Consider the following 26,673-nt stretch of genomic DNA (forward strand, 5'->3'; position numbering starts at 1 on the left):
GGTCCCTGAGGTACGAACGTGCGAGCCTCGAAGGGACCTACCCCACGGCAGACTTCGCCCTTCGAGGCCGCTCGTTCCTCGCGGTCCCTGAGGTGTGAGGCCGCCTGCGGCCGAGCCTCAAAGGGACCTATCTGCGCGCGCCCCCGTGCGATCAGCTGCCGATGGCCTCGCGGGCCAGCGCCCCCATGAGGTCGCGGTTGAGCCGGCTGATGACGTCGAGCGGGATGCCCTTGGGACAGGCCGCCGAGCATTCACCGATGTTCGTGCAGCCGCCGAAGCCCTCGGCGTCGTGCTGCTCGACCATACCGATCACGCGCGAGTCGCGCTCCGGCTGGCCCTGCGGCAGCAGGCCCAGGTGGGTGATCTTGGCCGCCGTGAACAACATCGCCGAGCCGTTCGGACAGGCCGCCACGCAGGCACCGCAGCCGATACAGGTGGCCGCCTCGAAGGCGTGGTCGGCGTCGGCCTTCGGCACCGGCAGGTTGTTGGCCTCCGGGGCCGAGCCGGTCGGCGCACTGATGTAGCCGCCGGCCTGGATGATCCGGTCGAAGGCTCCGCGGTCGACCACGAGGTCCTTGACGACCGGGAACGCCCCGGCACGCCACGGCTCGATGTCGATGACGTCGCCGTCGGAGAACGAACGCATGTGCAACTGGCAGGTCGTGGTGACCTCCGGGCCGTGCGGGATGCCGTTGATGACGACGCCACACATGCCGCAGATGCCCTCACGGCAGTCCGAGTCGAACGCGACCGGGTCCTCGCCGTCGACGGTGAGCTTCTCGTTGAGGACGTCGAGCATCTCCAGGAACGACATGTCCTCGACGACCTCGGTGAGTTCGTAGGTGACCATCGAACCCGTGGCGTCGCCGTTCTTCTGTCGCCAGATGTTGACGGTGATCTTCACTTGTAGCTCCTCGCCTTCATCTCGATGTACTCGTACTCGAGAGGTTCCTTGTGCAGGATCGGCCTCTCGTCGCCGTACTCCCACGCCGAGACGTAGGCGTACTCGTCGTCGTGACGCAGCGCCTCGCCGTCCTCGGTCTGACTCTCAGCCCGGAAGTGACCGCCGCACGACTCGGCCCGGTTGAGCGCGTCGATGCACATGAGTTCGCCCAGCTCCAGGAAGTCCGCGACGCGACCGGCCCGCTCGAGAGTCTGGTTCAGCTCCTCGTTCACGCCGGTGACTTTGACGTCACGCCAGAACTCCTTCTTCAACTCACGGATCAGCCCGATGGCCTTGACCAGGCCTTCCTCGGTGCGCTCCATGCCGCAGTACTCCCACATGATGTGGCCGAGTTCCTTGTGGAAGGAGTCGACCGTCCGCGAGCCGTTGATGCTCAGCAGCGTCTCGATGCGCTCCTCGACCTCCTTGCGGGCCGCGATGACGGCCGGGTGGTCGTTGTCGACGGGCGTGAAGCCCGTGCTACCGGCCAAGTAGTCCGGCAGCGTCGACGGCAGCACGAAGTAGCCGTCGGCCAGGCCCTGCATGAGCGCCGAAGCACCCAGCCGGTTGGCACCTTGATCGGAGAAGTTGGCCTCGCCGCCGACGAACAGGCCCTTGAGGTTGCTCTGCAGGTCGTAGTCGACCCACAGGCCGCCCATGACGTAGTGGACCGCCGGGTAGATGCGCATCGGCTCGCTGTACGGGTCCTCACCGGTGATCCGGGCGTACATGTCGAAGAGGTTGCCGTACTTGGCCTCCACTGCCGCCCGGCCCATGCGCGCGATGGCGTCGGCGAAGTCGAGGTAGACGCCCAGGCCACCCGGGCCGACGCCCTTGCCGTCATCGCACTGGTACTTCGCGGCGCGCGAGGCGATGTCGCGCGGCACCAGGTTGCCGAAGGACGGATAGATGCGCTCCAGGTAGTAGTCGCGCTCGTCCTCGGGGATCTCCGAGGCCTTGCGGGTGTCGCCCTTCTTCTTGGGCACCCAGATGCGGCCGTCGTTGCGCAGCGACTCCGACATGAGGGTCAGCTTCGACTGGTAGTCACCGGAGACCGGGATGCAGGTCGGGTGGATCTGCGTGTAACAGGGATTGCCGAAGTAGGCACCCTTGCGGTGCGCGCGCCAGGTGGCGGTGACGTTGCAGCCCATCGCGTTGGTCGACAGGAAGTAGACGTTGCCGTAGCCGCCGGTCGCCAGCACGACCGCGTCGGCCGTGTGCGTCTCGATCTCGCCGGAGACCATGTCGCGCACGACCACACCACGGGCGCGCTCGGTGCCGTCGTCCTCGGGGACCATGATGAGGTCGAGCATCTCGTGGCGGGTGTGCATCTCGACCGTGCCGGCCGCGATCTGCCGCTCGAGGGCCTGGTAGGCACCGATGAGCAACTGCTGGCCCGTCTGACCGCGCGCGTAGAAGGTACGCGAGACCTGCACGCCGCCGAAGGAGCGGTTGTCGAGCAGGCCCCCGTATTCGCGGGCGAAGGGGACGCCCTGCGCGACGCACTGGTCGATGATGTTCACCGACACCTGCGCGAGGCGATAGGCGTTCGACTCGCGCGAGCGGAAGTCGCCGCCCTTGACGGTGTCGTAGAACAACCGGTAAATGCTGTCACCGTCGTTGCGGTAGTTCTTCGCCGCGTTGATGCCGCCCTGGGCGGCGATCGAGTGGGCGCGGCGCGGACTGTCCTGGTAGCAGAACGTCACGACGTTGTAGCCGGCCTCGCCGAGCGTGGCCGCCGCAGCGGCACCGGCCAGGCCCGTGCCGACGATGATGACCTTGATCTTGCGGCGGTTGGCCGGGTTGACCAGCTTGGCGTTGAACTTGCGCTCGTCCCAGCGGCGCTCGATGGGTCCGCCGGGCGCAGCGGTGTCGGCGATCTCGTCGCCGATGACGATGTAGTCGTCGATGGCCTTCTTCTCAGTCATGCCTTCAGCCCTCCAGTCCGAGCAAGATGGCCCACGGCGGCAGCAGGAAGCCGATGACGATAACGAGCGTCACGACGACGGCAATGCCAGTGAGGCGAGAATCGATGCGGTTGCCGCTGTGGTTGGCACCCAAGGTGGTCAGGGCACTCCAGATGCCATGCCACAGGTGGAAGCCGACCGCGAGAATGGCGACGGTGTAACCGATGGTCACGGCCGGGAGTTCGAAGCCGTTGACGACCCGCTGATAGGGGCTGTCGGAGGCACCGCCGGGCGTCGTGACCTGCGCCGTCAGATGCAAGAGGTGGTAGACGATGAACGTCACGATGACCACGCCGCCCCAGCGCAGGGTGAACGAGGCATAACTGCGCTGAATACCCGTGCGGTTCTTCTTCGAGTGATACCGCTTGCCGCCGGCGTACCCGGCGGCCTTGCGGTTGCGCACCGTGAGGACGACCACGCAGTAGATATGGACGAGGATCGCCGCGAGCAACACGAATCGCACGATCCACAGCAGTCCCTCGTACGGGAGCATCGGCTCGCCGAAGGTGCGCAGGTGATGGGCGTACTCATCGAACGCCTGCTGGCCTGCGAAAACCTTCAAGTTGCCGTACATATGCATCAGCAGGTACCCGACCATGATGAGGCCGGAGACCGCCATCGAGTACTTCAGCGCCACCGTCGACCGCGACGCGGGCGTGCGCTTCGCCTGAGATGTTGTCACCACGAGGCACACAGTAGGACGATTCGACGATTCTGGCTAAGTCTCACTGAGGCTCACTTTCATAGCTATCGGCTATGCAACACTGGCACGGTGCAGATCCAACAACTGCGGTACTTCGTCGCAGTGGCCCAGGCGCGGCATTTCACCCGCGCGGCCGAACTCACCGGGGTCTCCCAGCCGAGCATGTCCAAACAGATCCGGGTCTTGGAAAACTCGCTCGGCACGCCGCTTTTCGTCCGCCATCGCGGCGGCATCGAGCTGACCAGCGCCGGCGAGGCCCTGCTGCCGCACGCCGAGCGCATCCTCATCGACGCCGAGGCGGCGCAGAAGGCGGTGCAGGAGGTCGCGGGCCTGCGCCGGGGCCGGGTGCGGCTCGGTGCCACCCCCTCCTTGTGCGACGGCCTCCTGCCGGAGGTACTGACCGCGTTCCACCGCCGCCATCCGGGCATCGACTTGGAGGTGCACGAGTCCGGCTCGCGGCTGCTGGTGCGCGAGCTGGCCCGTGGCCGGCTCGACCTGTCGCTCAACATCGTCGCGGCCAGGTCCGAACACGAGGATCTCGTGACCACCGAGCTGCTGACCGAGCAGCTCGTGCTCGTCGGCCCGCCTCATCGGGACCTTCCGCTCGAGGTGCCGGTCGGGGACCTGCGAGGGGTGCCCCTGGTTATGTTCCGAGAGGGCTATGACCTGCGCGAACGCACCAACTCTGCCTGCCGCCAGGCCGGTTTCGAGCCGCAGATCGCAGTCGAGGGCGGCGAGATGAGCGCCGTCCTGCGCTTCGTCGAAGCCGGACTCGGCCACGCCATCGTGCCGCAAATGGTCGTGGCGACCCGCCCGCAACTGACCGCCGCACGCCTCGTCAGCCCGACCCTGACCCGCACCATCGGCCTGTTCCACCGCAGCGAGGAAGCCATGTCGCTGGCCGCCCGCGCCTTCCGCGACGAACTCCTGCGCCAACTCGGCTAACGCAACACCCGGCAGTCAGGCCAGGTCAGGCGGAGAGCGGGTGGACGGAGTCCAGGAGCCAGGCGGTGCCGTCGTGGGTGAACAACGCGATCTGGGCGACCGGGAACTCCGCCTCGAAACCGGCCAGATCGGCGCAGGCATGGTCGAGCGCACTGCGGTCCAGGTGATGCGCGATGGTCACATGGGGATGGAAGGGGAGGTCTGGCTCGGGCGTCGCCAGCGCCACGCGCACCGCGCGGGCCAACCGAGCGGTCTCCTCGGCCCCGCCGGCCACCACCATGAAGGCCACCGGCGTCACCGGGAAGAAGGTGTCGGTGCCCGACAGGCGCACGGAGAACCCCGGCTGGCCTTCGGCCGCCTGCCGAACTCTCGCGCGCACCGCCGGCAACCGGCCGGCGTCGACCGGCGTCGGCGGTACGAGCGTGATGTGCGTCGGCACCCGCTCGCCCTCGGCATCGCCGTACTCACACCGTTTGGCGGCCAGCACTGAGGCGTGCGGCTCTGGCACGGCGATGACCACGCCATACCTCAGATCGCCCACGGTTCAGCCGAGCGGAGCAACGAAGCCGGAACGCTCGTAGACGCGCTCCAGCGTCGGCACGGCGATCTCGCGGGCACGGGCGGCACCTGCGGCGAAGATCCGGTCCAGCTCGGCCCGGTCGGCCAGCAGCTCCTCGGTCCGCCGGCCGAAATCGCCGACGAAATCAGCCAGCAGCTCACCGAGCGCCACCTTCAGGTGCCCGTACTGCTTGCCTTCGTACTCGGCCACGATGTCGTCGATCTCCTGGCCGGTCAGCGCCGCGTGGATCGTCAGCAGGTTGGCGATGCCCGGCTTGTTCTGCGGGTCATAGGAGATCTCCGACCCGGAGTCGGTCACCGCCGAGCGCACCTTCTTCGTCACCGTCTTCGGCGTGTCGATCATGTCGATCACCCCGGCGTGCGAGGGGTTGGAGCCGCTCATCTTGCGAGTCGGGTCCTGCAGGTCGTAGATCTTCGCGGTGGCCTTGACGATGTGTGCCTCAGGCACGGTGAACGTCTCGCCGAAGCGATGGTTGAAGCGCTGCGCGAGGTTGCGGGTCAGCTCGACATGCTGGCGCTGGTCCTCGCCGACGGGCACCTTGTCGGCCTGGTAGATGAGGATGTCGGCGGCCATGAGCATCGGGTAGGTCAGCAGGCCCACGCTCGCCTTGTCGGCACCGCCCGTGGCCGACTTGTCCTTGAACTGGGTCATGCGGCTGGCCTCGCCGAAGCCCGTCAGGCAGTTGAACACCCAGGCCAGCTGCGCGTGCTCGGGCACGTGGCTCTGCACGAACACGATGCTGCGCTCCGGGTCGACGCCGGCGGCCAGCATCTGCGCGGCGGCGATGTAGGTGCGTTCGCGCAGCAGCGCCGGGTCGTAGTCGACGGTGATCGCGTGCAGATCGGGGATGAAGTAGAACGCCTCGAACTCGTCCTGCATCGCGGCCCACTGGCGGAACGCGCCGAAGTAGTTGCCGAGATGGTACGAATCAGCGGTCGGCTGGGCACCGGAGAGCACCCGTGGCCGCCGCGCAGGGGAAGCGTCGGACATGCCGCCATTGTGCCTCAGCCGGACTGCTGCGCCGCCGCCCACTCGGCGACGCGGCGGGCGCTCTCGGCCTCCGACAGGTCCTCGACGCGCGACAGGATCGACCAGCGCACGCCGAACGGGTCGCGGATCGAGCCGTACCGGTCACCGGAGACGAAGGTGCTGACCGGCTCGCGCACCACGGCCCCGGCGGCGACGGCGCGCTCGACCAGGGCGTCCACATCGGCGCAGTACAGGCCCATCGAATAACAGTCGCCCTCGGGCGGCGGCACGAGTCCATAGGCCTCGCTCGGCTCGCCGATCTGCAGATGCCCGTGGCCGAAGTCGAGTTCGGCATGCACCACGACGCCGCCCATCTCGGTCACGTCGATGACGCGGGCGTCGAAGACCGAGCGGTAGAACTCGATGGCCCCGGCCGCGCCGGGGACCACCAGGAACGGTGTCAGACTGGTCGAGCCGTGGGGAATGCCGTCGGTCGTGTGCTCCCCGGTGACCCCGAGGCGGAAGGTATCGTCCATGACATCGACGGTAGGCGTCCGCCTCGGCGGCGGCTTGGAGATTCACGACAGGAGGCGAGGCCGGTGCAGATCGACGACGACCGCGGCATCCTGCGCCCCGAGCACCTGCCGACGTTTCACCGCGAACCGGCACCGGAGCGCCTCGCCGACCTCGTCGGCTGGTTCTGGATCCCCCGGTGGTCACTGCCGCCGGGAGTCGTCTCCCGTCAGGAGCTGCTGCCCTTCCCCGCGTCGAACCTCGTCGTGGAGCCAGGTGGTATCGGCCTGAGCGGGCCGGCCACCCGTATCGCCCATCGCGACCTGACCGGAACCGGATGGGCCGTGGGCGCGCTGCTGCGCCCCGCCGGCCTCGCGGCGCTCGGCATCGACCCCGCGGGCCTGCGCGACCGGGAGGTTCCCTTCGAGGCACCCGATCTGCACGCTGCGGTCCGCGCCGCGATGCAGGGCGACGACACCGGCCTCGGGCGACGCCGCGCCGTGGCGGCATGGGTCTCCTGGATCGAGGAGCACCTGGACGGTCCGGACGAGGCCGGCCTGCTCGCCAACGCGGTGGAGGACCTGATCGCCCGCGACCGTTCCATCGTGCGGGTCGACCAGGTTGCCGCGCACCTGGGCCTGTCGGTGCGGAGTGTGCAGCGGCTCGCCCGCAGCCACGTCGGCCTGCCGCCCTTGGCGATCATCCGGCGCTACCGCCTGCAGGAGGCTGCGGTCCGCCTGCGCACCGACCCCGGAACCACCATCGCCCAGGTCGCCGCCGATCTCGGCTATGCCGACCAGGCCCATCTGAGCGCCGACTTCCGGACAGTGCTCGGCTTCACCGCGACGGACTATCGCGCCACGACCCGCGCGCCTGTGGACGACGGCGTGCCGCCGGCCGCCGAGGAGCCGTAGTCTCGCGCGGGTGAGTCAGATCAAGCAGCGATACGTTCCCGGCCGGGTCAACCTCATCGGCGAACACCTCGACTACAACGGCGGACTGACCCTGCCGTTCGCCCTTGATCGCGGCACGACGGTCAAGGCGCGTCGTCGCGACGACGGCCGGATCGCGGTGTGGAGCGGCGGTGAGCACGCCGAGTTCGCCGCCGAAGCCCGGCCCGGCGATGTCGACGGCTGGGCGGCCTACGTGGCCGGTGCCGCCTGGGCGCTCGGCGAGGCGGGCCTCCCGGTGCCGGGTGCGGACGTCGTTGTCGAGTCGAACCTCCCCCAAGGTGCCGGGCTGTCGTCCTCTGCGGCGCTCGTCTGCGGGGCCGTCCTCGCGCTGGCCGACCTCACGACGGACACCCCGCCGGACGGCCAGACGGCCGCAGCCCTCGCCCAGCGCGCCGAGGCCGAGTTCGTGGGAGTCCCCGTGGGCCGCATGGATCAGCTGGCGGTGCTGCTGGCGCGCGCCGGCCACCTGCTCGCCCTCGACCACCGCAGCGACCCGCCGGCGACAGAGCCGGTCGCCTTCGATCCTGCGGCGGCCGGCCTGGCGCTCGCCCTGATCGACACCCGCGTCCACCACGACCTCGCCGCCGGGGAGTATGCGGCCCGCCGCAGTGAATGCGCGGCGGCCTGCGACGCCCTGGGCCTGGATCACCTCGCCGACGCCCCGGTCGACGCGGTGCTGCGACTCGACGACCCCGTGCTGGTCAAGCGCACCCGCCACGTCCTCACCGAACAGGCCCGTGCTCGCAGGGCTGTCCAGGCCGTGCGCTCGGGTGCCTGGACGCAACTCGGCACTATGCTGACCGCCTCGCACGCCTCGCTGCGCGACGACTACGAGGTCAGCTGCCCCGAACTCGACCTCGCCGTGGAGGCCGCCCTGGTGCACGGCGCGCTCGGTGCCCGCATGACCGGCGGCGGCTTCGGCGGCAGCGCCCTCGCGCTGGTCCCGGCGGCGAAGGCGGCCGCGATGGCCGAGGCGATCAGTGCCGCCTGTGTCGCGCGCGGGTTCGCCGAGCCGGTCGTCGCGCCCGTGCGCACCGCTGACGGCGCGCTGCCCACGCCGTAGAGTCCGCCGGCGCTGCGGGTGGGAGACTGGGCCGTGTGAGCACGCCACGCATCGCCTACCAGGGCGAACCGGGAGCCAACTCCCACATCGTCTGCCAGCAGCACTACCCGGCGTTCGAGGCCCTCGCCTGCGCCTCCTTCGAGGACGTGTTCGCCGCAGTGCGGGCCGGTGAAGCCGACCTGGCGATGATCCCCATCGACAACTCCATCGCCGGGCGGGTGGCCGACATCCACCATTTCCTGCCGGACTCGGGGCTGCACATCATCGCCGAGCACTTCTGGCGCATCCAGTTTCACCTCATGGCGGTGCCGGGCGCGAGCCTGGAGACGCTCAAGACCGTACACAGCCACGTCCACGCGCTCGGCCAGTGCCGCCGCATCATCGGACGGCTCGGGCTGACGACCGTCATCAGCGGCGACACGGCCGGGGCCGCGCGCGAGATCGCCGACGCCGCCGACCCGACGCAGGCGGCCATCGCTCCCCCGCTGGCCGCCGAGATCTACGGTCTGGAGGTCCTGGCCCGCGACGTGGAGGACGAAGACCACAACACGACCCGTTTCGTCGTGCTCTCGCGCGAGGACGTACGGGTACCGGCCGGGCAGGGGCCGGTCGTCACGACCTTCGTGTTCAACGTCCGCAACCTGCCCGCCGCCCTGTACAAGGCGCTCGGCGGCTTCGCCACCAACGGCGTGAACATGACCAAACTGGAGTCCTACATGGTCGGCGGGGGCTTCACCGCGACGCAGTTCCTCGCCGAGGCCGACGGCCACCCCGACGACCCGGCGGTCGCACGGGCGCTGGAAGAACTCGCCTTCTTCACCACCGACGTCAAACTGCTCGGCGTCTACCCGGCCGACCCGTTCCGTGCCACGTTGGACGCATGAGTGAGGCACTGACCTGGCCGTTGAGCGTCCCGGTCCTCAGCGACGGCACGGTCACACTGCGCGCCCACACACCCGCCGACGTGCCGGACATGACGTTCATGTGCCAGCAGCCCGAGGCGAGCCGGTACACGACGATCCCCGAGCACTACACGACGCAGACGGCCGAGGACTACATCTCGCGGGTGATACCCGATGGATGGGATTCGGGCACCGGGCGCGTCTGGGCTATCGAGGCACCGCACGAGGATGACGGCCCCAGCCGCTTCGCCGGCAACATCAGCCTGGGTCGCGGCAGGGCTCCCGAGATCGGCTTCATCGCCCATCCGGGGGCCAGGGGCCGGGGCATCGTCACCGCCGCCGTGCGCATGGTGACCAACTGGGCGTTCACCGAGGGCCTCGCCGAGGCGATCGGCTGGAAGGCGGTCGCCGGCAACACCGGGTCGCTGCGAGTGGCGCATGCGTGCGGCTTCCGGCTCAGCGCGGCCGTGCCCGATCTGCTCGACCACCCGACGGGTCTGTACGACGGCTGGATGGGGGTGCTCTGCTTCGGCGACCCTCCGGTGCCGCGGACCCGGTGGGCCGAGCCGGCGGTCTTGGGCGGCTCGGGCATCGCACTGCGCCCCCTGCGCACCGATGACGTCACGCGCCTCGTGCAGGCCCACGCCGACCCGGAGATCCGGCACTGGTTCGCCGACCTGCCGCGCCACCCCACGAGCGACACGGCCCGCCGGGTCGTGGAGGACTCGATCTGGTTCGCCGCGCGCGGCGAGCAGGTCACGTGGGCCGTCGCCGACGATCAGGACCGGCTGGTCGGCTGGGTGTCCATCGCCGACCTCGCCCGGATGCAGTGGACCGGCGGCGAGGTCGCGTACTGGACGCATCCGGAGGCACGCGGCCACGGCGTCATGCGGCAGGCGGTACGGCTGGTCCTCGACCACGCGCTGCGCCCGGAGGCCGACGGCGGCCTGGGGCTGCGCCGGATCAGCGCGGCGGCGGCCGTCGGTAACGCCGCCAGCCTGCGGGTGATCGAGGGTGCCGGGTTCAGTCCGACCGGGCGGCAGAGCCTCGTCGAGCCGCTGGGCGACGGCACCTGGTCGGACCTGCTGGAGTTCGAACTCCTGCGCTGAGCGCGCCCGCGACGCCGTTCGTTTCCCGCCAGAATCAGAGGTTCCGCCGATAGGTGCACCCGGTCGTTGAGGTGCGCCCTTCGAGGCCGCTCCTTCGTCGCGGCACCTCAGGACCCGCTTGCGAGACTCGAAATGACCCGCCACGGCAGGCTTCGAGGCTCGCTCGTTCCTCGCTCGCACCTCAGCCAGCAGGCCTATTGGCGCGCGTTCTTAGATGTGACCTGTCTCACGACATGGTTGCCGGCGGCAATCATGTCGGTGGTGACCGGCAGACTGTCCCGGTGACCACATCGCCCGCGCAGCCCGCATCGCCCGCCGGTGCCGCCTCGCTCCCCGCCGACTACCGGCCGTGGCCCGCCCTCTGGGCCATGGTCATCGGCTTCTTCATGATCTTGCTCGACAACACCATCGTCTCGGTGGCGACGCCGGACATCATCACCGACCTGCACACCGATTTCACCAACGGCATCTGGGTCACCAGCGCGTACCTGCTGGCCTACGCGGTGCCGTTGCTCATCACCGGCCGTCTCGGCGACCGCTTCGGCCCCAAGAACGTCTACCTCGTCGGACTGGTCATCTTCACGCTCGCCTCGCTGTGGTGCGGCCTGACCGGCTCCATCGGCGGACTCATCACCGCCCGTGTGGTTCAGGGCATCGGCGCCTCACTCATCACCCCGCAGACGATGGCGGTCATCACCCGCACCTTCCCGCCTGCACGGCGCGGCGCGGCGATGGCCCTGTGGGGTGCCACCGCCGGCGTCGCCACGCTCGTCGGCCCGATCCTCGGTGGCGTGCTGGTCGATGTGGCCGGCTGGGAGTGGATCTTCTTCATCAACGTGCCGGTGGGCGCCATCGGCTTCGTACTGGCCTGGCGACTCGTACCGACCCTCCCGACGCACAGCCATTCCTTCGACCTGATCGGGGTCGCACTGAGCGCCGTGGGCATGTTCGCCCTCGTCTTCGGGATCCAGGAGGGCGAACGGTACGACTGGGGCACCATCACCGGCATCCTGAGCGTGCCACTGCTGATCGGCGGCGGCGTGGCGGTTCTCGTCGTGTTCGTGTGGTGGCAGTCGCGCGTGCGCACCGAGCCGCTGGTGCCGCTGGGGCTGTTCCGCGACCGCAACTTCGCCGTCGCCAACGTCGGCATCGCCCTGGTGTCGGCGGCCATCACCTCGATGAGCCTGCCGTTCATGTTCTACGCACAGGGGGCCCGCGCCTGGAGTCCCATCCAGGCAGGCCTGTTCATGCTGCCGATGGCACTCGTCCTGATGATCCTGTCCCCACTCATGGGTCGCCTGGTCGACACCGTGCATCCCCGGTCGATCACCCTCGTCGGCTTCTCGACGGCGGCCGTAGCGATGGGCTGGACGGCACTGCTCATCGACCCCGACACGCCGCCGTGGCAGCTGCTCATCCCGATGGCCCTGTTCGGCGTCTCGAACGCCTGCCTCTGGGCACCACTCGGTGCCACCGCCACGCGCAACCTGCCGATGTCGGCCGCCGGTGCGGGCGCGGGCGTCTACAACACCACCCGGCAGGTGGCCGCGGCGCTCGGCAGCGCCGCAGTGGCCGCGCTGATCGGGGCGCGCCTGTCGGCCAACGGATTGGAGGGCAGCGCCGAGTCCTTCCAGCAGGCCGGCGGCACCATGCCGAAGTTCGTCACCGGGCCGTTCTCGACGGCGATGGCCGAGTCCTACTGGCTGCCGGTCGGGGCCTTCGTGGTGGGCCTGGTCGCCGTGCTGTTCTTCCGCGAACCCACCCACGACCGCACCTAGGAGCGGCGCAAACCCGCTGACTGAAACGTCCGCCAGTAGGCGATACCTCGGTCCGTCCCTGAGGTCCATCGTCCTCGCACGTTCTCAGTCCGGTGCCAACCCGAGGTCCATGACCGCATCCACGTCGACCTGGAGACCTGCCCCACGGGCACCGGCCTCAACGATCCCGCAGATGGCGTCGGCGAGAAAGGCGACCAGCTCACCGGTCGTGGTGACCTTGGCGCCAGTGGCGAGCCAGCGGTTCACGACGCTGTCCACCAGACCGACCGCACCGTAGGCGAGGTTCTCGGCGACGCCAGGCGGCAGCTCCTCGCCCCCGCTCCCGCGCGTCCAGCCAGCCTCGATGAGATCACGCACCCGCGCGGCAAAGCTCCGCTTGCCGCTGCGGCCGGCGCGCGAGGAGGTGGTCGGTGCGCTCTGGGAACCCGATCCGATGAAACGGTGCAGATTCGGGTGCGCCGCGACCCATTCGACGTAGGTCCCGGCACCTCCGCGCACGAGGTCGCGGATGCTGCCGGTCACGGCAAGGCTGTCCCAGATGGCCGCGCTCACCTCGGCCACGATGCGCTGGCGAACCTGCTCGTCGAGGTCTTTGCGGTCGCCGAAAAGTTTGTAGACGACCGAGCGCGGCATCTCGGCGGCCTGCGCCATCGCCGCCACACCGACGCCGGAACCCTCGGCGTCGATCAGCGTGATCGCCGTGTCGAGGAAGTGGTCGCGCCGTGCCTGGCGGTGGTCCTCCCAACGGCTGTCGCGGCCGTCACCGGTCGCGGGCGCGTCCTTCACCGTCGATGACATGGCACGACGATAGCCCCACCCTTGCACAGACAGGATGTCCGAGATACTTTGTCATGGACAGTTTGTCCACGGTAGATCGCCATCGTGATCTACCGCTCACCTGTGAGGAACGCATTCATGGCCACCAGCAAGGTGTACGTCGTCGGCGTCGGCATGACGAAGTTCGAGAAGCCCGGCTCGCGCGACTGGGACTACCCCGACATGGCCCGCGAGGCCGGCACGAAGGCACTGGAAGACGCCGGGGTCTCCTTCGACCTCGTCCAGCAGGCCTACGTCGGCTACGTCTACGGCGAGTCCACCTCCGGCCAGCGCGCCGTCTACGAGCTCGGCATGACCGGCATCCCGGTCGTCAACGTCAACAACAACTGCTCGACCGGCTCCACCGCGCTCTACCTCGCCGCGCAGGCGATCCGCGGCGGCCTGGCCGACTGCACCTTGGCGCTCGGCTTCGAGAAGATGCAGCCCGGCTCGCTCGGCTCGACCTTCGACGACCGCGAGCAGCCGATGATGCGCCACCTGCTCGCCCTGGCCGAACTGCAGGAGTTCGCCATGCCGCCGGCCCCGTACATGTTCGGTGCCGCGGGCAAGGAGCATCAGGAGCGGTACGGCACGACCGACGAGCAGTTCGCCAAGGTCGGCGTGAAGAACCACCGCCACTCGGCCAACAACCCGTACGCGCAGTTCCAGGACGTCTACACGCTGGAGGAGGTTCTGGCCTCGCGCCAGGTCTACGGACCGCTCACCAAGCTCCAGTGCTCGCCAACCTCCGACGGCTCCGGCGCGGTGATCCTGGCCGGCGAGGCCTTCGTCGAGCAGCACGGCCTGGCCGACCAGGCCGTCGAGATCATCGGGCAGTCCATGGTCACCGACATGACCAGCACCTTCGAGGACCAGTCCGCACAGTCACTCGTCGGCAAGGAGATGACCCGCCGGGCCGCCCAGGAGGTCTACGCCCAGGCCGGCATCACCCCCGAGGACGTGAGCGTCATCGAACTTCACGACTGCTTCAGCGCCAACGAGCTGCTGACCTACGAGGCGCTCGGCCTGTGCGCCGACGGCGAGGCCGGCAAGCTCATCGACAACGACGACACCACCTACGGCGGCCGCTGGGTCGTCAACCCGTCCGGCGGGCTGATCTCCAAGGGCCACCCGCTCGGCGCGACCGGCCTGGCCCAGTGCAGCGAGTTGACCTGGCAGCTGCGCGGGACCGCCGAGGCGCGCCAGGTCGAGCGCACCGCCCAGAGCGGCGGTGTCGCCCTGCAGCACAACATCGGCCTCGGCGGTGCCGTCGTCGTCACGGCCTACCGCAAGGCCAGCTGAATCCCCACCCCTGAAAGAAAGAGAGCACATCATGGCCAACGTCTCCGTCACGCAGGACCTGTCCGTCAGCCCCCAGGCCGCCTGGGACCAGCTCACCACCCTGGAGAGCTGGGAGAACTGGCTGACCATCCACCAGGGCTGGAAGTCCGAGCTGCCCTCCGAGATCACTGTCGGTGCCCAGATCACCGAGGTCGTCTCGGTCATGGGAATGGCGAACAAGATCGAGTGGAAGGTCACCGAGGTCGACGCCCCGCGCTCGGTCGCCATCGAGGGCGCGGGCATGGCCGGCGTCCAGGTGAAGTTCGCCCTGAGCATCGCCGAGACCGACGGCGGCTCGTCGATCACGATGGACGCCGAGTTCACCGGCACGATGATCGTCGGCCCCATCGGCAAGGCCGTCGCGAAGAACACGCAGAAGGACCTCGAGGCCTCGCTCACGAAGTTCGCCGAGCTGGTCGCCGCCTGATGCCTGCGGCGGTGACCTTCGCCGACGAAGGCCTGGAGAAATGGAGCGAGGACCTCGTCTTCGAGGTCACCGCCGAGCGCATCGCCGAGTACGCGGCGGCCACGAACGACCCCATCGAGGCGCACCGCTCTGGCGCGGTCGCCCCGCCGGTGTTCGCCGTGGTCCCGACCTTCATGTCGATGGCCCCTGCGGCCCTGGAGGTCGCGCCAGTCGAGTTGCTGATGAAGCTCGTCCACGGCGAGCAGGACTTCCACTTCCACCGCCCGATCCGGCCCGGTGACGTGCTCACCTGCAAGGCGAAGGCCACCGGCTACGCCTCACTGAGCACCGGCTCGACGGTCGTGATCTACGCCGAAACCCGTGACTCGGGCGGCGAACTGGTCAACGAGCAGTGGATCACCGCCTTCTTCCGCGGCGTCGACGCCGGCCGGACCGTCGGCGAGCTGGCCCCGGAGCACGCGCTCGATGCCTCGGCCACCGTCGGCCCGCCGGTCGCCGAGGTCGTCCAGCACGTCGACGACGATCAGACCTTCCGGTACTCCCCCGCCTCCGGCGACCCGATGCCGATCCACCTCGACGACGAGATCGCACGGATGTCGGGCCTGCCCGGCATCATCAACCACGGCCTGTGCACGATGGCGTTCACCTCGTGGGCCGCGCTCGAACAGTTCGCGGGCGGCGACGTCACCCGGCTGAAGCGTCTCGCGGTGCGCTTCGCCAAGCCGGTCCTGCCCGGCCAGGACCTGACCACCCGCTTCTGGGACCTCCCGTCGAACGACGGCGAGCGGGCCGCCGGCTTCCAGACCTCCGTCGGCGACGATCTCGTCCTGCGCGACGGCCTCGCCGTCATCGCCGACTGACCCCTTCTTCAAAGGACACACATCATGGGAACTCTTGACGGACGCATCGCCATCGTCACCGGGGCCGGCCGCGGCATCGGCCGCGAGCACGCGCTGCTGCTGGCCGCCGAGGGCGCGAAGGTCGTGGTCAACGACCTCGGCGGTGCCAACGACGGCAGCGGCAGCGACGCCGGGCCGGCACAGGAGGTCGCCGACGAGATCGTCGCCGCCGGCGGCGAGGCTGCGGCCAACACCGACGACGTCTCCAGCTGGAGCGGCGCGCAGAACCTCGTGCAGCAGGCGATCGACACCTTCGGCGGCCTGGACATCCTGGTGAACAATGCCGGCATCCTGCGCGACGCCTTCATCCCGAACCTGGAGGAGTCGCAGTGGGACGCGGTGCTCGCCGTGGTGCTCAAGGGCACCGCCGCGCCGCTGCACCACGCCGCCGCGTATTGGAAGGCGCAGAGCAAGGCCGGGAAGACCGTCCAGGCCTCCGTCGTCAACACCGCGTCGGCCTCCGGCACCTTCATGCCGAACGCCGGCCAGGCCAACTACGGTGCCGCCAAGGCGGGCGTGGCCGCGCTGACCCTGGTCGCGGCCGACGAGCTCGACCGCTACGGCGTGCGCGCCAATGTGATCGCCCCCATCGCGCGCACCCGGCTCACGCTGGCCACCCCCGGCATGGGCGCGATCTTCGCCGACGAGGTGGCCGACGGCGAGTTCGACGCCTTCGCCCCGTCCAACATCTCCCCTCTCGTCGCACGGCTCGCCGCCGCCGACTGCCCGCTCACCGGCAAGTTCTTCGCCGTGCAGGGCGGCGTCATTCAGGAGATGGCCGGCTGGCACGAGGTCTCGATGATCGAGTCCGAGGGTCCGTGGGAGATCGCCGACCTCGCCGAGCGCCTCGGCTGAGGGACGCTCATGTACGCATGGCCGAAGCGCGGGCGGCCGGGGAGCCGCAGCCGCCGAAGAAGGACCGTTCCGGCGAGCCGAATCCGATGCTCGACATGCTGAGCATGGGCGCGGTCGTCGGGTCGGAGTTCGCGGGCGTCTCGCTCGGGACCCTGGTGTCGCCGGGGGTCTCCATCGGACTCGGCGCGGCCACGATCCAGCAGTTGGGCACGCTGGGGCACATCGCGGCCTGGTCGATCACCGAGTCCGACTCCGGCACGGACGCCTTCGGCGGCATGAAGACCACCGTCCGGCGCGACGGTGACGGCTTCGTGCTGAAGGGTTCCAAGACCTTCGCCACCAACGGTCCCGACGCCGACGTGGCCGTCGTGTACGCCAAGTCGCTGATGATCTACGCCGGCAGCAACGAGGTCCAAGTGACGCATGTCGCCAAGGGCCTCCTCGCCGGGAACTGACAGGAGACACCCATGTCACGCCAGCAGTACGAACTGGGCCTCGGCCTCACCCCGGAGCACGTCGACCTCGCCTCGGCGGTGGCCGACCTCGCCGACAGCGTCATCGCACCCGACGCGGTCCGCGCCGTCGTCGAGGCGAAGGGCGAACCGGAGCAGCCGCCGTTCTGGAAGGCCTTGGTCGACTACGACCTGCTGGGCCTGCACGTCGACGAGGCACACGGCGGTTCCGGCGGCGGGTTGATGACGCTCGCGGTCGCGCTGGAGGCACTGGGACGCCGGGCGATTCCGGGGTCGTACGTCCCGACGGTGCTGGCGTCGGCGTTGCTGCAGGCGGGCGGTGTCACGTCGCTGCTGGGTTCGCTGGTCGACGGCACGACGCTCGGCGCGGCGGCGCTGGCTCCGGGCGGGGCGCCTGAGGCGACCGCCGACGGTGACGGCCTCCGGGTGAACGGCGAGTGGAACGGCGTGGCCGGCGGCGGCCAGGCGGACGTGCTGGTCCTGCCGGTGACAGTCGACGGCGCGACGCGCTGGGTCGTGGTCGATGCCGGCCAGGTGAAGGTGTCGCCGCAGGACGGGCTCGACGTGCTGCGCCCGGCCGCCCGCGTCACCGCCGACGACCTCGTGGTTCCGGCCGGCCGGCTGCTGTCGCTGGACGAGAACCGCGCGAACGCCGTGGCTGCGGTCGTGCTCGGCGCGGAGGCGGTCGGCGTCATGGCCTGGGCCGTGGCCGAGGCGTCGGAGTACGCGAAGATCCGTGTGCAGTTCGGCCGGCCCATCGGGCAGTTCCAGGGGATCAAGCACACCTGCGCCCGCATGGGCATCGCCCTCGAACAGGCCCGCGCGGCCGTGTGGGACGCAGCCGCCGCGCTCGACCGGGGCGATGACACCGCCGGCTTCGCCGGGAACGTCGCCGCGCTCGTCGCGCCCGACCTCGTCGTCGAGGTCACCCAGGACTGCATTCAGGTCCACGGCGGCATCGGCTTCACCTGGGAACACGACGCCCACCTGTACTACCGCCGCGCGCTCGCGATCCGCAGTCAACTCGGCACCCGCGAGGCGCGGGCCGCCCGCGTCGCCGATGACGCGCTCGCAGGGATCTCGCGGTCGATGGACATCGAGCTGCCGCCCGAGGCTGACGCCGTCCGCGCCGAGGTGCGTGCCGAACTGGCGTCCGTCGCCGCGATCAGCGACGAGGAGGAGCGGTTCGTCGCGCTCGGCGACGGCGGCTGGGTCATGCCCCACATGCCCCGCCCCTACGGACGCGCGGCCGGACCGCTGGAGCAGATCGTCATCGCCCAGGAACTCAAGGCCGCCGGCATCCAGGTGCCGAGCCTGCTCATGGGCATCTGGGCGCTCGCGGCCATCGTCGGCCACGGCTCGCAGGAGTTGAAGCAGGAGTTGGCCGTGCCAACGCTGCGCGGCGACCTCATGTGGTGCCAGCTGTTCAGCGAGCCGGGCGCCGGCTCCGACCTCGCCTCGCTCCAGACCAAGGCGGTCAAGGTCGACGGCGGCTGGAAGATCAACGGGCAGAAGATCTGGACGTCAATGGCCCAGTTCGCCGACTGGGGCATCCTCATCGCCCGCACCAACCCCGACGCGCCGAAGCACCAGGGCATCACCTACTTCCTGCTCGATATGTCCAGCGACGGCGTCGACATCCGGCCGCTGCGCGAGATGACCGGATCGGCGCTGTTCAACGAGGTCTTCTTCGACGACGTCTTCATCCCCGACGCCTACGTCGTGGGCGAGGTGAACCGCGGCTGGGAGGTCACCCGCACGACGCTCGGCAGCGAGCGGGTGGCGCTCAGTCAGAAGATGGAGGCCTACGCCAACGACGGCGACCTGATGCGCTTCGCCCGTGGCCGGGAGCTGTCGGCCGTGGCGCGCCACCGGCTCGGCGAGTTGATCGCCGAGAGCCAGGCCATCGACGTGATGGGCGCGCGGGTGGTGCTCAAGCAGTTGATGGGCACCGACACCTCCACCACGTCGAGCGCGGGCAAGCTGCTGGCCATGGGGATCAGCCAGAAGATCGCCGAGTTCATCGTCGCCGAGCTGGGTGTGGCCGGGACCGTGGCGGTGTCCGGCGAGCCGAGTGACCACGCCATCGAGCAGTTGCTCGCGGGCCGGGCGACGACGATCTACGGCGGCACGACCGAGGTCCAGCTCAACGTCATCGGCGAGCGTATGCTCGGTCTGCCGCGTGATGCCGAACCACAGAGCTGAGGCCACATGCAACCGCGAAGGAACGCCACGACCCTGCTCCGCTCGGCGCGCACGGCGTGGGCGATCTCCCCACTCGGCCCCGGCGTCGAACCGGTCCACGAAACGCCCTCGACGGTGCTCTACGAGAAGCCTCACGCGCTCGTGCGGCGCATCGCACCCGCAGCGGCACAGTCTGGGAACCCGGTGCTGCTGGTGACGCCACTGGCCGTCCCTGTGTCCTGCTGGGATCTGCGTCCGGGCCAGAGTCTCGCCGCGCATCTGGCCTCCACTCGCCCGACATACACGATCGACTACGGCGACATCACCTTCGCCGACCGCGCGATGGGCTTCGAGCATTGGGTCGACGGCATCCTGCCCGAGGCCGTCCGGCGCATCGCCGACGAGCACGACGCGCCGGTCCATCTCGTCGGCTGGTCACTCGGCGCGTCGATGTCGCTCATGCTCGGCGCACATCTGCCCAACCTGCCCATCGCGTCGATCACCGGCTTGGCCGCACCCATCGACTACCGGCGAACCGGAACCTACGCGCCGCTGTTCGCCGTCGGCGACACCGTCGGCCTGACGCCGCTGCTCGCGACGACGAAACTGGCCGGCGGGGCACCCGCTGTGGCGACCCGGCTGGCCTACCGCTGGCTGTCGCCGATGCGCGAACTGACGAAGCCGTGGACACTGCTGACCAACCTCGACCAGCCCGAGACGCTGGCGCGCATCGAGGCGACCGACCGGTTCACGTCGTCCATGCCCGGCTATCCCGCGCGACTGCTCAACCAGTCCATCGCCGTCTTGACCCACGGCCGGGCCTTCATGCACGGCGAGGTCCGGTTGACCGACGACCTGACGATCCGGACGCGCGATCTGGCCCTTCCGACGCTGCTGATCGGCAGCACGAGCGATGCCATCGCCCACGCCGACTCGGTGAGGGCCGGCCTGGAAGCCTTCCCGAAAGCGAAGGTCGAGTTCATCGAGGTCGACGGGTTCAGTCATCTCGGCATCGTCGCGTCGCCTCGTGCGAGCGAGGTCGTCTGGCCCGCGCTCGACCGACATCTCGCCGCCACCGACCGGGCGTGAGCGCACCGCTTCGTCACCTTGCCTAGGCTGATCCCATGAAGGCGCACCTGCTCCTGGCCGATCACGCCCAGCAAGAGTCCGGCGGCAAGGTGCACGCCTTAGGCCTGGGCTGGACCACGACCCGCACCCCGACCCCGCCGCAGGCTGTCGTCGTGCTGCTGCGGGTGCCGTGGAACGAAACCAACACCCGCCACCGGCTCACCCTCAGCCTGGTCGACACAGACGGCCGCCCGGTCATCGTGGGCCAGGGACCGCAGGGGCGACCCCAGCCGCTGCAGATTCAGCATGAATTCGAGGTCGGCCGTCCGGTGGGCGTGCCGGCCGGCTTCGAGATCGAGTATTCGCTGACCACCCAGCTCGGCCCGGGGATGCCGTTGGAGGCGGGCAAGGTCTACGAATGGCGCCTCGACATCAACGGCGTCCACGAGGACACCTGGCGCACCACCTTCTTCGTCCGTCCGAGTTGACACCTGTCGCGCCTGTGCGGCACCTCCGCTAGCCTCCCCACAAGACCGGGGACGAGGGAGGCATCGATGTCAAGCACCGTCGGCGAGGAGAGGCTGCGCGAACTCATCGGCCATTCGATAGCGTCCGCCGACTTTGGCGCGATCGAGCACCTGACCGATGCCGATCTCGCGGCGCTGCCGACCGCGCTCGCCGGTCAGGACGACGTGATAAGTCGATTTATCGTCACGGCCTCCTCCACGGCGGACCCGGCGGCCGCCGCCGGCTACCTCGCGCGAGTGAGCGCGTTCTCCAACTACCCGAACCTCGTCAAGAGTGCCGCCACGTTACCCGCCGACGAGGCCCTGCTGCCTGCGGCGCTGAAGGTCGTCGACGACGAGGTGACCGCCGACCAGTTCAACGCCGCCGACTTCTCCTTCCCAGGAATGGCTTTCTGGGGACTCGCGGTGCTCGCGGCCCGCGCCGACGTCACGGTGCTCGACCGACTCGCGGCCCGCCTGTCCGGAGGGAACTCCGACACACTGCTCGCGTCGTTGCGCAGATCTGCGGCCACGCGCAGCCGGGTGACCACGACGGCCACCGCCGACCCGCCCACGGCACCGCAGAAGGTCTCCGAGGTGAAGGGCTGGCTGGCGGCCCACCCCGATCCCGACCCCACCGTGCTCGCACCGCACGCGCGCCAGAAGGCCGCCGCGAAAGTGGCGGCGATCCGCACGCTCGGAGCGATCGGCGGGCCTGCGGCGCTTGAGGTCCTGGCCGAGTACGCGGCCGACAGCTACTCCGACGCCATGCTCAAGGAGATTCACGCCGCGTGGAAGGCCTTCGACCGGCGCGAGTTCGCGGCGGCCATGCTCCTGCCGAGCGCGGGCGTCCTCAGGCTCGGGGAGACCGGCAGCGTGGAGGGGATCGATGCCGTCTCGGGCCTCACCTCCCTGGAGCTGATGGTCGCCCCCACCGTCGACCTCGCGCCGCTGGCCCTGTGCCGGAGCCTGACCAACCTCACGGTGCTCGTTTTCGATCCGGGCGTGGACCTCGCATTCGTGGCCGACCTTCCCGCGCTGGAACGACTCGGTCTCAGCGGGCCGCTGCGCGACACCGACCTCGCGCCGCTGGCGCGCACCTCGGTGAAACGCCTGGCCCTCTCCCTTGACGGGCAGGCCGGCGATGTCCTGTTGGAGATGACGGGCTTAGAGACGCTGCGGCTGTCCGGCAGCAAGATCGATGGCGAGCACACCGACCCCGGACTCGTCGATGTCGTGCTCGCTCTGGTCCGTCGCGGGGTCACCGTGGCGGTCTACCGTCACGAAAAGACCTGGGTGCCGCACCTCGTCGACGCAGCGACCACGGAGGGGTTGTTCACCGTCGAAGCGAACGGCTACGTGGGTCTCACCCGCGATGCCTCGGCGGCCGACGACCTGACCAGGCGGCTGTTCAGCAACCTGCTGCCCTGAGCAACGCGGAAGAACCCACGGTCACCCAGGTGTCGGTGCAGCGGCCCGCGCGGAACTCTCAGTCGTACAAATGCACGATTGACTGGGTGCCGTTCTCGCCCTCGCCCCTCGCCTGCAGCGTGCTGTACAGCTTCTCGGCCAGCGTGGTGCCCGGCATGTCGAGACCGATATCCGCGGCTTCGGCCAGGGCGATGCCGAGGTCCTTGACGATGTGGTTCACGTAGAAGCCCGGCGCGAAATCCCCGGCCAGAATGCGTGGCGCATAATGCTCCAGCGACCAACTGCCGGCCGCACCGTGTCTGACCACGGGCAGGATCTTCTCCATGTCCAGGTCGGCGTGCTTGGCGTAGGCCATGGCCTCGCCGAGGCCGATCATGGTTCCCGCGATGAGGATCTGATTCACGATCTTGGCGTGCTGGCCGGCACCGTGACGCCCCTGGTAGACGATGGTGCTGCCCATCGCCTCGAGCAGCGGACGGACCTCCTCGAAGACGTCGGCCTCGCCCCCGACCATGACCGACAGCGACCCGTCCTGCGCCCCCACGTCGCCGCCGGTCACCGGCGCGTCCAAGGCGCGCACGCCGATGCGCGAGGCCGCTTCGGCGATCTCGACCGCCAAGGACGGCAGGCTCGTGGTCAGGTCGACGACGATGCTTCCCGGGGAAGCCGTCTGAAGCACACCGTCGGCCCCGAGGGTCACCTCGCGCACTTCCTCGGGATAGCCGACCATCGTGAAGACCACCTGGCTGCTCGCGGCGACCTCCGCCGGCGACTCCGCCCAGGCGGCTCCGCTCTCGATCAGGGCGGCGGCCTTGGACTTCGTGCGGGACGTCAGTGTGACCTCGTGTCCGGCTTCGACGAGGTGAGCGCACATGGCGGCCCCCATCACCCCGGTCCCGATCCAGCCTACGCGCATGAGGCCGACTCTATCGCCTCGAAGGGCGACCGGCGGTCCGCGGGCGTCCGCCGGGAGCAGTGGCGAGGATCAGAACAGGGCACCGGGATTGAGGAGGTTGTCGGGGTCGAAGACATCCTTGATGCGGCGGGCGATCTCCATCGCGTCATCGCCCACGTACTGCGGAAGCCAGGCCTTCTTCACACGCCCGATCCCGTGTTCGCCGGTGATGGTCCCGCCCAGTTCCAGGGCCAGGTCCATGATCGCGGCGAAAGCCTCGTCGGCCCGGTCCCTCATTGCCGCATCCTCGGGGTCGAAGACGATCTGCGGGTGGACGTTCCCGTCGCCGGCATGCGCGACAACCGGGATGAGCACGTCGTGCTGGCGAGCGATCTCGCCGATGCGGTGGATGAGCGTGGGCAGCAGATGCACCGCCACGCCGATGTCCTCGACCAGGACTGCGCCCTTGTCGTGCAGCGCCGGGAGGACCGCGCGGCGGGCCGCGGCGAGCTGGTCGCCCTCGGCCTGGTCGGACGTGGTGAACACCTCGGTGGCCCCGAAGCCCCGGACGATCTCTTCCATCCGCGAGATCTCGTCGGCCGCAGCCGCGCCGGGCGCATCGGAGCGCGCCAGCAAGATGGCCTCGGCACTGCGGTCCAGGCCCATGGGCATGAAGTCCTCGACGGCGTTGATGCTCCCGTGATCCATCAGTTCCAGGATCGACGGCCGCAATGCGGAGGTGATGCCGAGGACGGCCTCTGCGGCGCTCTCCACCGACGAGAAGACCGCCACCATGGTCGACGACGGAGGGAGGGCCGGAATGAGGCGGAGGGTGATCTCGGTGAAGACGCCCAGCACGCCGCCGGAACCGACCAGCAACTTGGTGAGCGACAACCCCGCAGCGTCTTTCAGCCGGGGTCCGCCCAGCGAGAGGACCCTGCCGTCGGCGAGGACGACTTCGACACCGAGCACGTAATCGGTGGTGACCCCATACTTGACACAGCACAGGCCACCGGCGTTCGTGGCGACGTTGCCGCCGATGCTGCAGATCTCGTAGGACGCCGGATCCGGCGGGTACCACAGGCCGTGCTCGAGCGCGGCGTTCTTGACGTCGATGTTCAGGGCGCCCGGTTGCACCACCGCAACCCGGGTGACAGGGTCGATGCGGACCGATCGCATCTTCTCCGTCGACAGGACGATTCCGCCGTCGACCGCAGTGGCGCCTCCGGACAGCCCGGACCCTGCACCGCGAGGGACCACCGGTACGCGATGCCGCGTCGCCCAGGCGAGGGTCTCCTGGACGTCTCCGGTGTTCTTCGCACGGACCACGGCGAGGGGCATGCCGACAGCGGGGTTGCCCGACCAGTCACGGCGGTAGGACTCCATGATCGACGGCTCGGTGACAAGTGCGCCGGCGCTCAGCGCGCCCTCCAACTCCGCAAGGAACTCCGTGCCCTTCAGCATGAGGTCACCGACATCTTCTGGTGCGAGAGCAGGGGCGCCATGAGCCGGAGCATACCCGGGCAGCGCGGTCCCCCGCGCGAGAACCGCGAGCACCCCGCCACGGATATGAGAAAGACCCCGCTATTGATTCGGCGGGGTCCTCGCGGTTCGAGTGGACGCAATTGAGCACTACGGGAACAGGCGACCACGAGTCGAGAGGCTGGTTTCCGCGTGGAATCAAGGCATCCGCGGGGATGCCGAGTCCGAGGGCGGGGCCGATGACCCGTTGATCGAGGCGTCGGCGGAACCAAGTAAACGACCTCGAACACGGCTGACGGACACCGAAGTGGACGCTATGCGAACAGCCCGTGCGCATGGGGTGAGCGTGAACGCGCTGGCGCGTCATTTCGGGGTTCACCGGGGCACGGTGTGGCTGAAAATCCGATCTCCCAGGGATGTTTCGACCACGCACAGCGGCTAGATAGTCCACAGTAATAAGCTATGCGGTACGCTATAACTGTCCCCGCGATCCATGACATACGAGGAGAGTTCATGCTCACATACGCCTTCTGGAACAACAAGGGTGGGACCGGGAAGACCAGCCTGGCCTTCCAGTCCATCACCACCTATGCCCATCAGCACTCCGACCAGCGCATTCTCGCGATCGATGTCTGCCCGCAAGCTAACCTCTCAGAACTCTTGTTCGGCGGCCTCGCCAATGGAGGCAGCGGTACACTCCTCCAACTCCAAGCTGAAGCGACTCGTCGGACCATCGGCGGTTACTTTGAGACGCGCTTGCCCTCACCGTTCACGGTCCCCTCCATTACGCCGAGTGCATTTGTCTCGACCCCGCACACACACAACCCCCAGATACCGGCGAATGTCGACCTTGTCGCCGGAGACCCCCTGCTGGAGCTTCAGAGCAACGCGATGTCGACCTTGTCGAACACCAACGTTCCTGGGACCAATGCTTGGCTTGCAGTGATCGACTGGATCCGCGATCTTCTCGCTTCTCTCAAGGATGACTACGACGTAGTGTTCATCGACGCAAACCCTTCGTTCTCGATCTACACCCAGATCGCGCTCTCGGCAGCTGACCGATTGGTGCTCCCCGTCATGGCGGATGACTCATCGCGGAGGGCAATCCAGAACGCCTTCTCGCTCGTTTACAGCCTCAAGCTCCCGTCCGAGATCTACGCACAGTATGCCTTCGCCACGAAGCTTCGCGCTGCGAATCGAGACCTGCCGAAAGTACACGTGATCGCCAAGAACCGCATTACTCAGTACATGGGTTCTGCTTCTGCATACGCCGCCGTGCTCTCGTCCATCGACAACGACACCAAGGTGCTGCAAGGAACCAACCCGGAGATGTTCACCAGCAGCCACATTGAGGATGTTGTTGTCAATGTGCGAGACTTCCAGACTGCTGGGGTGGTTGCTTTCGCGCGAGGCTGCCCACTCTATGCGCAGCGTCCGGGAAGAGCTGACATCATGGGCCGCCGCGTAAGCGTGAAGTCTGAGTATCTTCAAAACTGCGTCGACTCTGTGCAGCTGCTCGTGGATAAGCTCTAGCGAGTGCTACTCATAGGGTCCGAGAAAGCGTTCGCCGTTGTAGTGGATCATGTGGGTGGGGTGGTCGGCGCACCAGACTTCGGACTCCCAGGCGATCTTGTCGACGTACTTGCGAAACTCGGCCCGGTCGGGGAAGCAGGAGACATAGACGAACCCAGCTGTCGATTCCGCGAACAAATCAGCAAGTTCGGCTTGCCGCTTTGAATCAACCGGGCCGTGGGAGCTGGCGGCTTCGAGAAGCACGAGCCAGTTGCGGTCTGGTAGGTAGATGACGAGGTCGGGCATCTTGCCGTGCTCGTCAACCTCTACGTTGAGCGACGCGAGGGTATCGCGTTCGA

The 26,673-nt window shown here is 68.7% G+C and carries 26 protein-coding genes; 16 read left to right on the forward strand and 10 right to left on the reverse strand.

What is annotated here, in order from left to right; genetic code table 11:
- Window positions 1-151 precede the first annotated feature (151 nt).
- From QM597_RS08480 to QM597_RS08490, 3 genes are read right to left on the reverse strand one after another with little or no spacing between them, the layout of a single operon-like run.
- The gene (locus QM597_RS08480) at window positions 152-904 is read right to left on the reverse strand and encodes a succinate dehydrogenase/fumarate reductase iron-sulfur subunit (protein WP_415004440.1); all 753 of its coding nucleotides are present in this window, start codon (window positions 902-904) and stop codon (window positions 152-154) included.
- Window positions 901-2,871, reverse strand: a complete 1,971-nt coding sequence (locus QM597_RS08485) for a fumarate reductase/succinate dehydrogenase flavoprotein subunit (RefSeq protein ID WP_415004441.1) — start codon at window positions 2,869-2,871, stop codon at window positions 901-903. The genes QM597_RS08480 and QM597_RS08485 overlap by 4 nt, the downstream gene beginning before the upstream one ends.
- 4 nt (window positions 2,872-2,875) lie before the next feature.
- A complete protein-coding gene (locus tag QM597_RS08490; RefSeq protein ID WP_415004442.1) occupies window positions 2,876-3,595 on the reverse strand; it encodes a succinate dehydrogenase cytochrome b subunit in 720 nt (239 codons plus the stop codon).
- A gap of 87 nt (window positions 3,596-3,682) precedes the next feature.
- Here QM597_RS08490 and QM597_RS08495 point away from each other — a divergent pair, with 87 nt between their 5' ends.
- Window positions 3,683-4,558, forward strand: coding sequence for a LysR family transcriptional regulator (locus QM597_RS08495; protein WP_415004443.1), 876 nt, complete (start codon window positions 3,683-3,685; stop codon window positions 4,556-4,558).
- A 25-nt stretch (window positions 4,559-4,583) separates the two neighbouring features.
- Here the strand turns inward: QM597_RS08495 and QM597_RS08500 are convergent, their stop codons facing one another.
- From QM597_RS08500 to QM597_RS08510, 3 genes are read right to left on the reverse strand one after another with little or no spacing between them, the layout of a single operon-like run.
- Complete coding sequence (locus QM597_RS08500; RefSeq protein ID WP_415004444.1) at window positions 4,584-5,099, reverse strand: 2'-5' RNA ligase family protein; 516 nt, start codon at window positions 5,097-5,099, stop codon at window positions 4,584-4,586.
- Window positions 5,100-5,102: 3 nt separating this feature from the next.
- Window positions 5,103-6,128 carry a tryptophan--tRNA ligase gene (gene trpS / locus QM597_RS08505; protein ID WP_415004445.1) on the reverse strand — a complete coding sequence of 342 codons (1,026 nt, stop codon included), beginning with the start codon at window positions 6,126-6,128 and terminating at the stop codon, window positions 5,103-5,105.
- A 14-nt stretch (window positions 6,129-6,142) separates the two neighbouring features.
- Complete coding sequence (locus QM597_RS08510) at window positions 6,143-6,643, reverse strand: VOC family protein (protein ID WP_415004446.1); 501 nt, start codon at window positions 6,641-6,643, stop codon at window positions 6,143-6,145.
- Window positions 6,644-6,706: 63 nt separating this feature from the next.
- On the opposite strand from QM597_RS08510, the gene QM597_RS08515 reads away from it, so the two are divergent.
- The 5 genes from QM597_RS08515 to QM597_RS08535 all read left to right on the forward strand — a co-directional run bounded on the left by QM597_RS08515 (window position 6,707) and on the right by QM597_RS08535 (window position 12,425).
- Window positions 6,707-7,534 carry a helix-turn-helix domain-containing protein gene (locus tag QM597_RS08515; protein ID WP_415004447.1) on the forward strand — a complete coding sequence of 276 codons (828 nt, stop codon included), beginning with the start codon at window positions 6,707-6,709 and terminating at the stop codon, window positions 7,532-7,534.
- A 10-nt stretch (window positions 7,535-7,544) separates the two neighbouring features.
- On the forward strand, window positions 7,545-8,636 hold the full coding sequence (galK, locus tag QM597_RS08520; protein WP_415004448.1) for a galactokinase: 1,092 nt from the start codon (window positions 7,545-7,547) through the stop codon (window positions 8,634-8,636).
- Between the two features lie 35 nt (window positions 8,637-8,671).
- Entirely contained in the window at window positions 8,672-9,520 is an 849-nt protein-coding gene (locus QM597_RS08525; protein WP_415004449.1) for a prephenate dehydratase, read from the forward strand.
- Window positions 9,517-10,647 carry a GNAT family N-acetyltransferase gene (locus tag QM597_RS08530; protein ID WP_415004450.1) on the forward strand — a complete coding sequence of 377 codons (1,131 nt, stop codon included), beginning with the start codon at window positions 9,517-9,519 and terminating at the stop codon, window positions 10,645-10,647. Before QM597_RS08525 ends, QM597_RS08530 begins: the two co-directional genes overlap by 4 nt.
- A 281-nt stretch (window positions 10,648-10,928) precedes the next feature.
- Window positions 10,929-12,425, forward strand: coding sequence for a DHA2 family efflux MFS transporter permease subunit (locus QM597_RS08535; protein WP_415004451.1), 1,497 nt, complete (start codon window positions 10,929-10,931; stop codon window positions 12,423-12,425).
- An 84-nt stretch (window positions 12,426-12,509) separates the two neighbouring features.
- On the opposite strand, the gene QM597_RS08540 is transcribed toward QM597_RS08535, so the two are convergent.
- A complete protein-coding gene (locus QM597_RS08540) occupies window positions 12,510-13,223 on the reverse strand; it encodes a TetR/AcrR family transcriptional regulator (protein WP_415004452.1) in 714 nt (237 codons plus the stop codon).
- A gap of 117 nt (window positions 13,224-13,340) precedes the next feature.
- On the opposite strand from QM597_RS08540, the gene QM597_RS08545 reads away from it, so the two are divergent.
- The 9 genes from QM597_RS08545 to QM597_RS08585 all read left to right on the forward strand — a co-directional run bounded on the left by QM597_RS08545 (window position 13,341) and on the right by QM597_RS08585 (window position 22,425).
- Window positions 13,341-14,543, forward strand: a complete 1,203-nt coding sequence (locus QM597_RS08545) for a lipid-transfer protein (RefSeq protein ID WP_415004453.1) — start codon at window positions 13,341-13,343, stop codon at window positions 14,541-14,543.
- 31 nt (window positions 14,544-14,574) lie between these two features.
- Entirely contained in the window at window positions 14,575-15,009 is a 435-nt protein-coding gene (locus QM597_RS08550; RefSeq protein ID WP_415004454.1) for an SRPBCC family protein, read from the forward strand.
- Between the two features lie 11 nt (window positions 15,010-15,020).
- Window positions 15,021-15,869, forward strand: a complete 849-nt coding sequence (locus QM597_RS08555; RefSeq protein WP_415004455.1) for a MaoC/PaaZ C-terminal domain-containing protein — start codon at window positions 15,021-15,023, stop codon at window positions 15,867-15,869.
- Between the two features lie 24 nt (window positions 15,870-15,893).
- Window positions 15,894-16,763: an SDR family oxidoreductase gene (locus QM597_RS08560; RefSeq protein WP_415004456.1), complete on the forward strand. Its 870-nt coding sequence runs from the start codon at window positions 15,894-15,896 to the stop codon at window positions 16,761-16,763.
- Window positions 16,764-16,780: 17 nt separating this feature from the next.
- Complete coding sequence (locus tag QM597_RS08565) at window positions 16,781-17,218, forward strand: acyl-CoA dehydrogenase family protein (RefSeq protein ID WP_415004457.1); 438 nt, start codon at window positions 16,781-16,783, stop codon at window positions 17,216-17,218.
- Window positions 17,219-17,230: 12 nt separating this feature from the next.
- On the forward strand, window positions 17,231-19,441 hold the full coding sequence (locus QM597_RS08570) for an acyl-CoA dehydrogenase (protein WP_415004458.1): 2,211 nt from the start codon (window positions 17,231-17,233) through the stop codon (window positions 19,439-19,441).
- Window positions 19,442-19,447: 6 nt separating this feature from the next.
- Entirely contained in the window at window positions 19,448-20,509 is a 1,062-nt protein-coding gene (locus QM597_RS08575) for an alpha/beta hydrolase (RefSeq protein ID WP_415004459.1), read from the forward strand.
- Window positions 20,510-20,544: 35 nt separating this feature from the next.
- A complete protein-coding gene (locus QM597_RS08580) occupies window positions 20,545-20,976 on the forward strand; it encodes a DUF6941 family protein (RefSeq protein WP_415004460.1) in 432 nt (143 codons plus the stop codon).
- A gap of 66 nt (window positions 20,977-21,042) precedes the next feature.
- Window positions 21,043-22,425, forward strand: coding sequence for a hypothetical protein (locus QM597_RS08585; protein WP_415004461.1), 1,383 nt, complete (start codon window positions 21,043-21,045; stop codon window positions 22,423-22,425).
- A 58-nt stretch (window positions 22,426-22,483) separates the two neighbouring features.
- On the opposite strand, the gene QM597_RS08590 is transcribed toward QM597_RS08585, so the two are convergent.
- Together QM597_RS08590 and QM597_RS08595 are read right to left on the reverse strand one after the other, a co-directional pair.
- Window positions 22,484-23,341, reverse strand: coding sequence for an NAD(P)-dependent oxidoreductase (locus tag QM597_RS08590; RefSeq protein ID WP_415004462.1), 858 nt, complete (start codon window positions 23,339-23,341; stop codon window positions 22,484-22,486).
- Between the two features lie 69 nt (window positions 23,342-23,410).
- Window positions 23,411-24,784 (reverse strand): FAD-binding oxidoreductase, encoded by a 1,374-nt coding sequence (locus tag QM597_RS08595; protein WP_415004463.1) that lies wholly within the window; start codon window positions 24,782-24,784, stop codon window positions 23,411-23,413.
- Between the two features lie 531 nt (window positions 24,785-25,315).
- Between QM597_RS08595 and QM597_RS08600 the strand changes: the two genes are divergently transcribed.
- Window positions 25,316-26,335 (forward strand): ParA family protein, encoded by a 1,020-nt coding sequence (locus QM597_RS08600; protein WP_415004464.1) that lies wholly within the window; start codon window positions 25,316-25,318, stop codon window positions 26,333-26,335.
- Between the two features lie 6 nt (window positions 26,336-26,341).
- On the opposite strand, the gene QM597_RS08605 is transcribed toward QM597_RS08600, so the two are convergent.
- The coding region (locus QM597_RS08605; protein ID WP_415004465.1) for a BsuBI/PstI family type II restriction endonuclease at window positions 26,342-26,673 on the reverse strand (332 nt) is incomplete at its 5' end.

Source organism: Aeromicrobium sp. (genome assembly GCF_047607065.1).
Lineage (GTDB): Bacteria > Actinomycetota > Actinomycetes > Propionibacteriales > Nocardioidaceae > Aeromicrobium.

Excerpts from the sequence above, each read along its gene's own strand:
- QM597_RS08485 (WP_415004441.1), bottom strand. The coding sequence starts at position 2,871 with ATGACTGAGAAGAAGGCCATCGACGACTACATCGTCATCGGCGACGAG.
- trpS (WP_415004445.1), bottom strand. The coding sequence starts at position 6,128 with ATGTCCGACGCTTCCCCTGCGCGGCGGCCACGGGTGCTCTCCGGTGCC.
- QM597_RS08510 (WP_415004446.1), bottom strand. The coding sequence starts at position 6,643 with ATGGACGATACCTTCCGCCTCGGGGTCACCGGGGAGCACACGACCGAC.
- QM597_RS08530 (WP_415004450.1), top strand. The coding sequence starts at position 9,517 with ATGAGTGAGGCACTGACCTGGCCGTTGAGCGTCCCGGTCCTCAGCGAC.
- QM597_RS08540 (WP_415004452.1), bottom strand. The coding sequence starts at position 13,223 with ATGTCATCGACGGTGAAGGACGCGCCCGCGACCGGTGACGGCCGCGAC.
- QM597_RS08545 (WP_415004453.1), top strand. The coding sequence starts at position 13,341 with ATGGCCACCAGCAAGGTGTACGTCGTCGGCGTCGGCATGACGAAGTTC.
- QM597_RS08550 (WP_415004454.1), top strand. The coding sequence starts at position 14,575 with ATGGCCAACGTCTCCGTCACGCAGGACCTGTCCGTCAGCCCCCAGGCC.
- QM597_RS08560 (WP_415004456.1), top strand. The coding sequence starts at position 15,894 with ATGGGAACTCTTGACGGACGCATCGCCATCGTCACCGGGGCCGGCCGC.
- QM597_RS08565 (WP_415004457.1), top strand. The coding sequence starts at position 16,781 with ATGGCCGAAGCGCGGGCGGCCGGGGAGCCGCAGCCGCCGAAGAAGGAC.
- QM597_RS08570 (WP_415004458.1), top strand. The coding sequence starts at position 17,231 with ATGTCACGCCAGCAGTACGAACTGGGCCTCGGCCTCACCCCGGAGCAC.
- QM597_RS08575 (WP_415004459.1), top strand. The coding sequence starts at position 19,448 with ATGCAACCGCGAAGGAACGCCACGACCCTGCTCCGCTCGGCGCGCACG.
- QM597_RS08580 (WP_415004460.1), top strand. The coding sequence starts at position 20,545 with ATGAAGGCGCACCTGCTCCTGGCCGATCACGCCCAGCAAGAGTCCGGC.
- QM597_RS08585 (WP_415004461.1), top strand. The coding sequence starts at position 21,043 with ATGTCAAGCACCGTCGGCGAGGAGAGGCTGCGCGAACTCATCGGCCAT.
- QM597_RS08590 (WP_415004462.1), bottom strand. The coding sequence starts at position 23,341 with ATGCGCGTAGGCTGGATCGGGACCGGGGTGATGGGGGCCGCCATGTGC.
- QM597_RS08595 (WP_415004463.1), bottom strand. The coding sequence starts at position 24,784 with ATGCTGAAGGGCACGGAGTTCCTTGCGGAGTTGGAGGGCGCGCTGAGC.
- QM597_RS08600 (WP_415004464.1), top strand. The coding sequence starts at position 25,316 with ATGCTCACATACGCCTTCTGGAACAACAAGGGTGGGACCGGGAAGACC.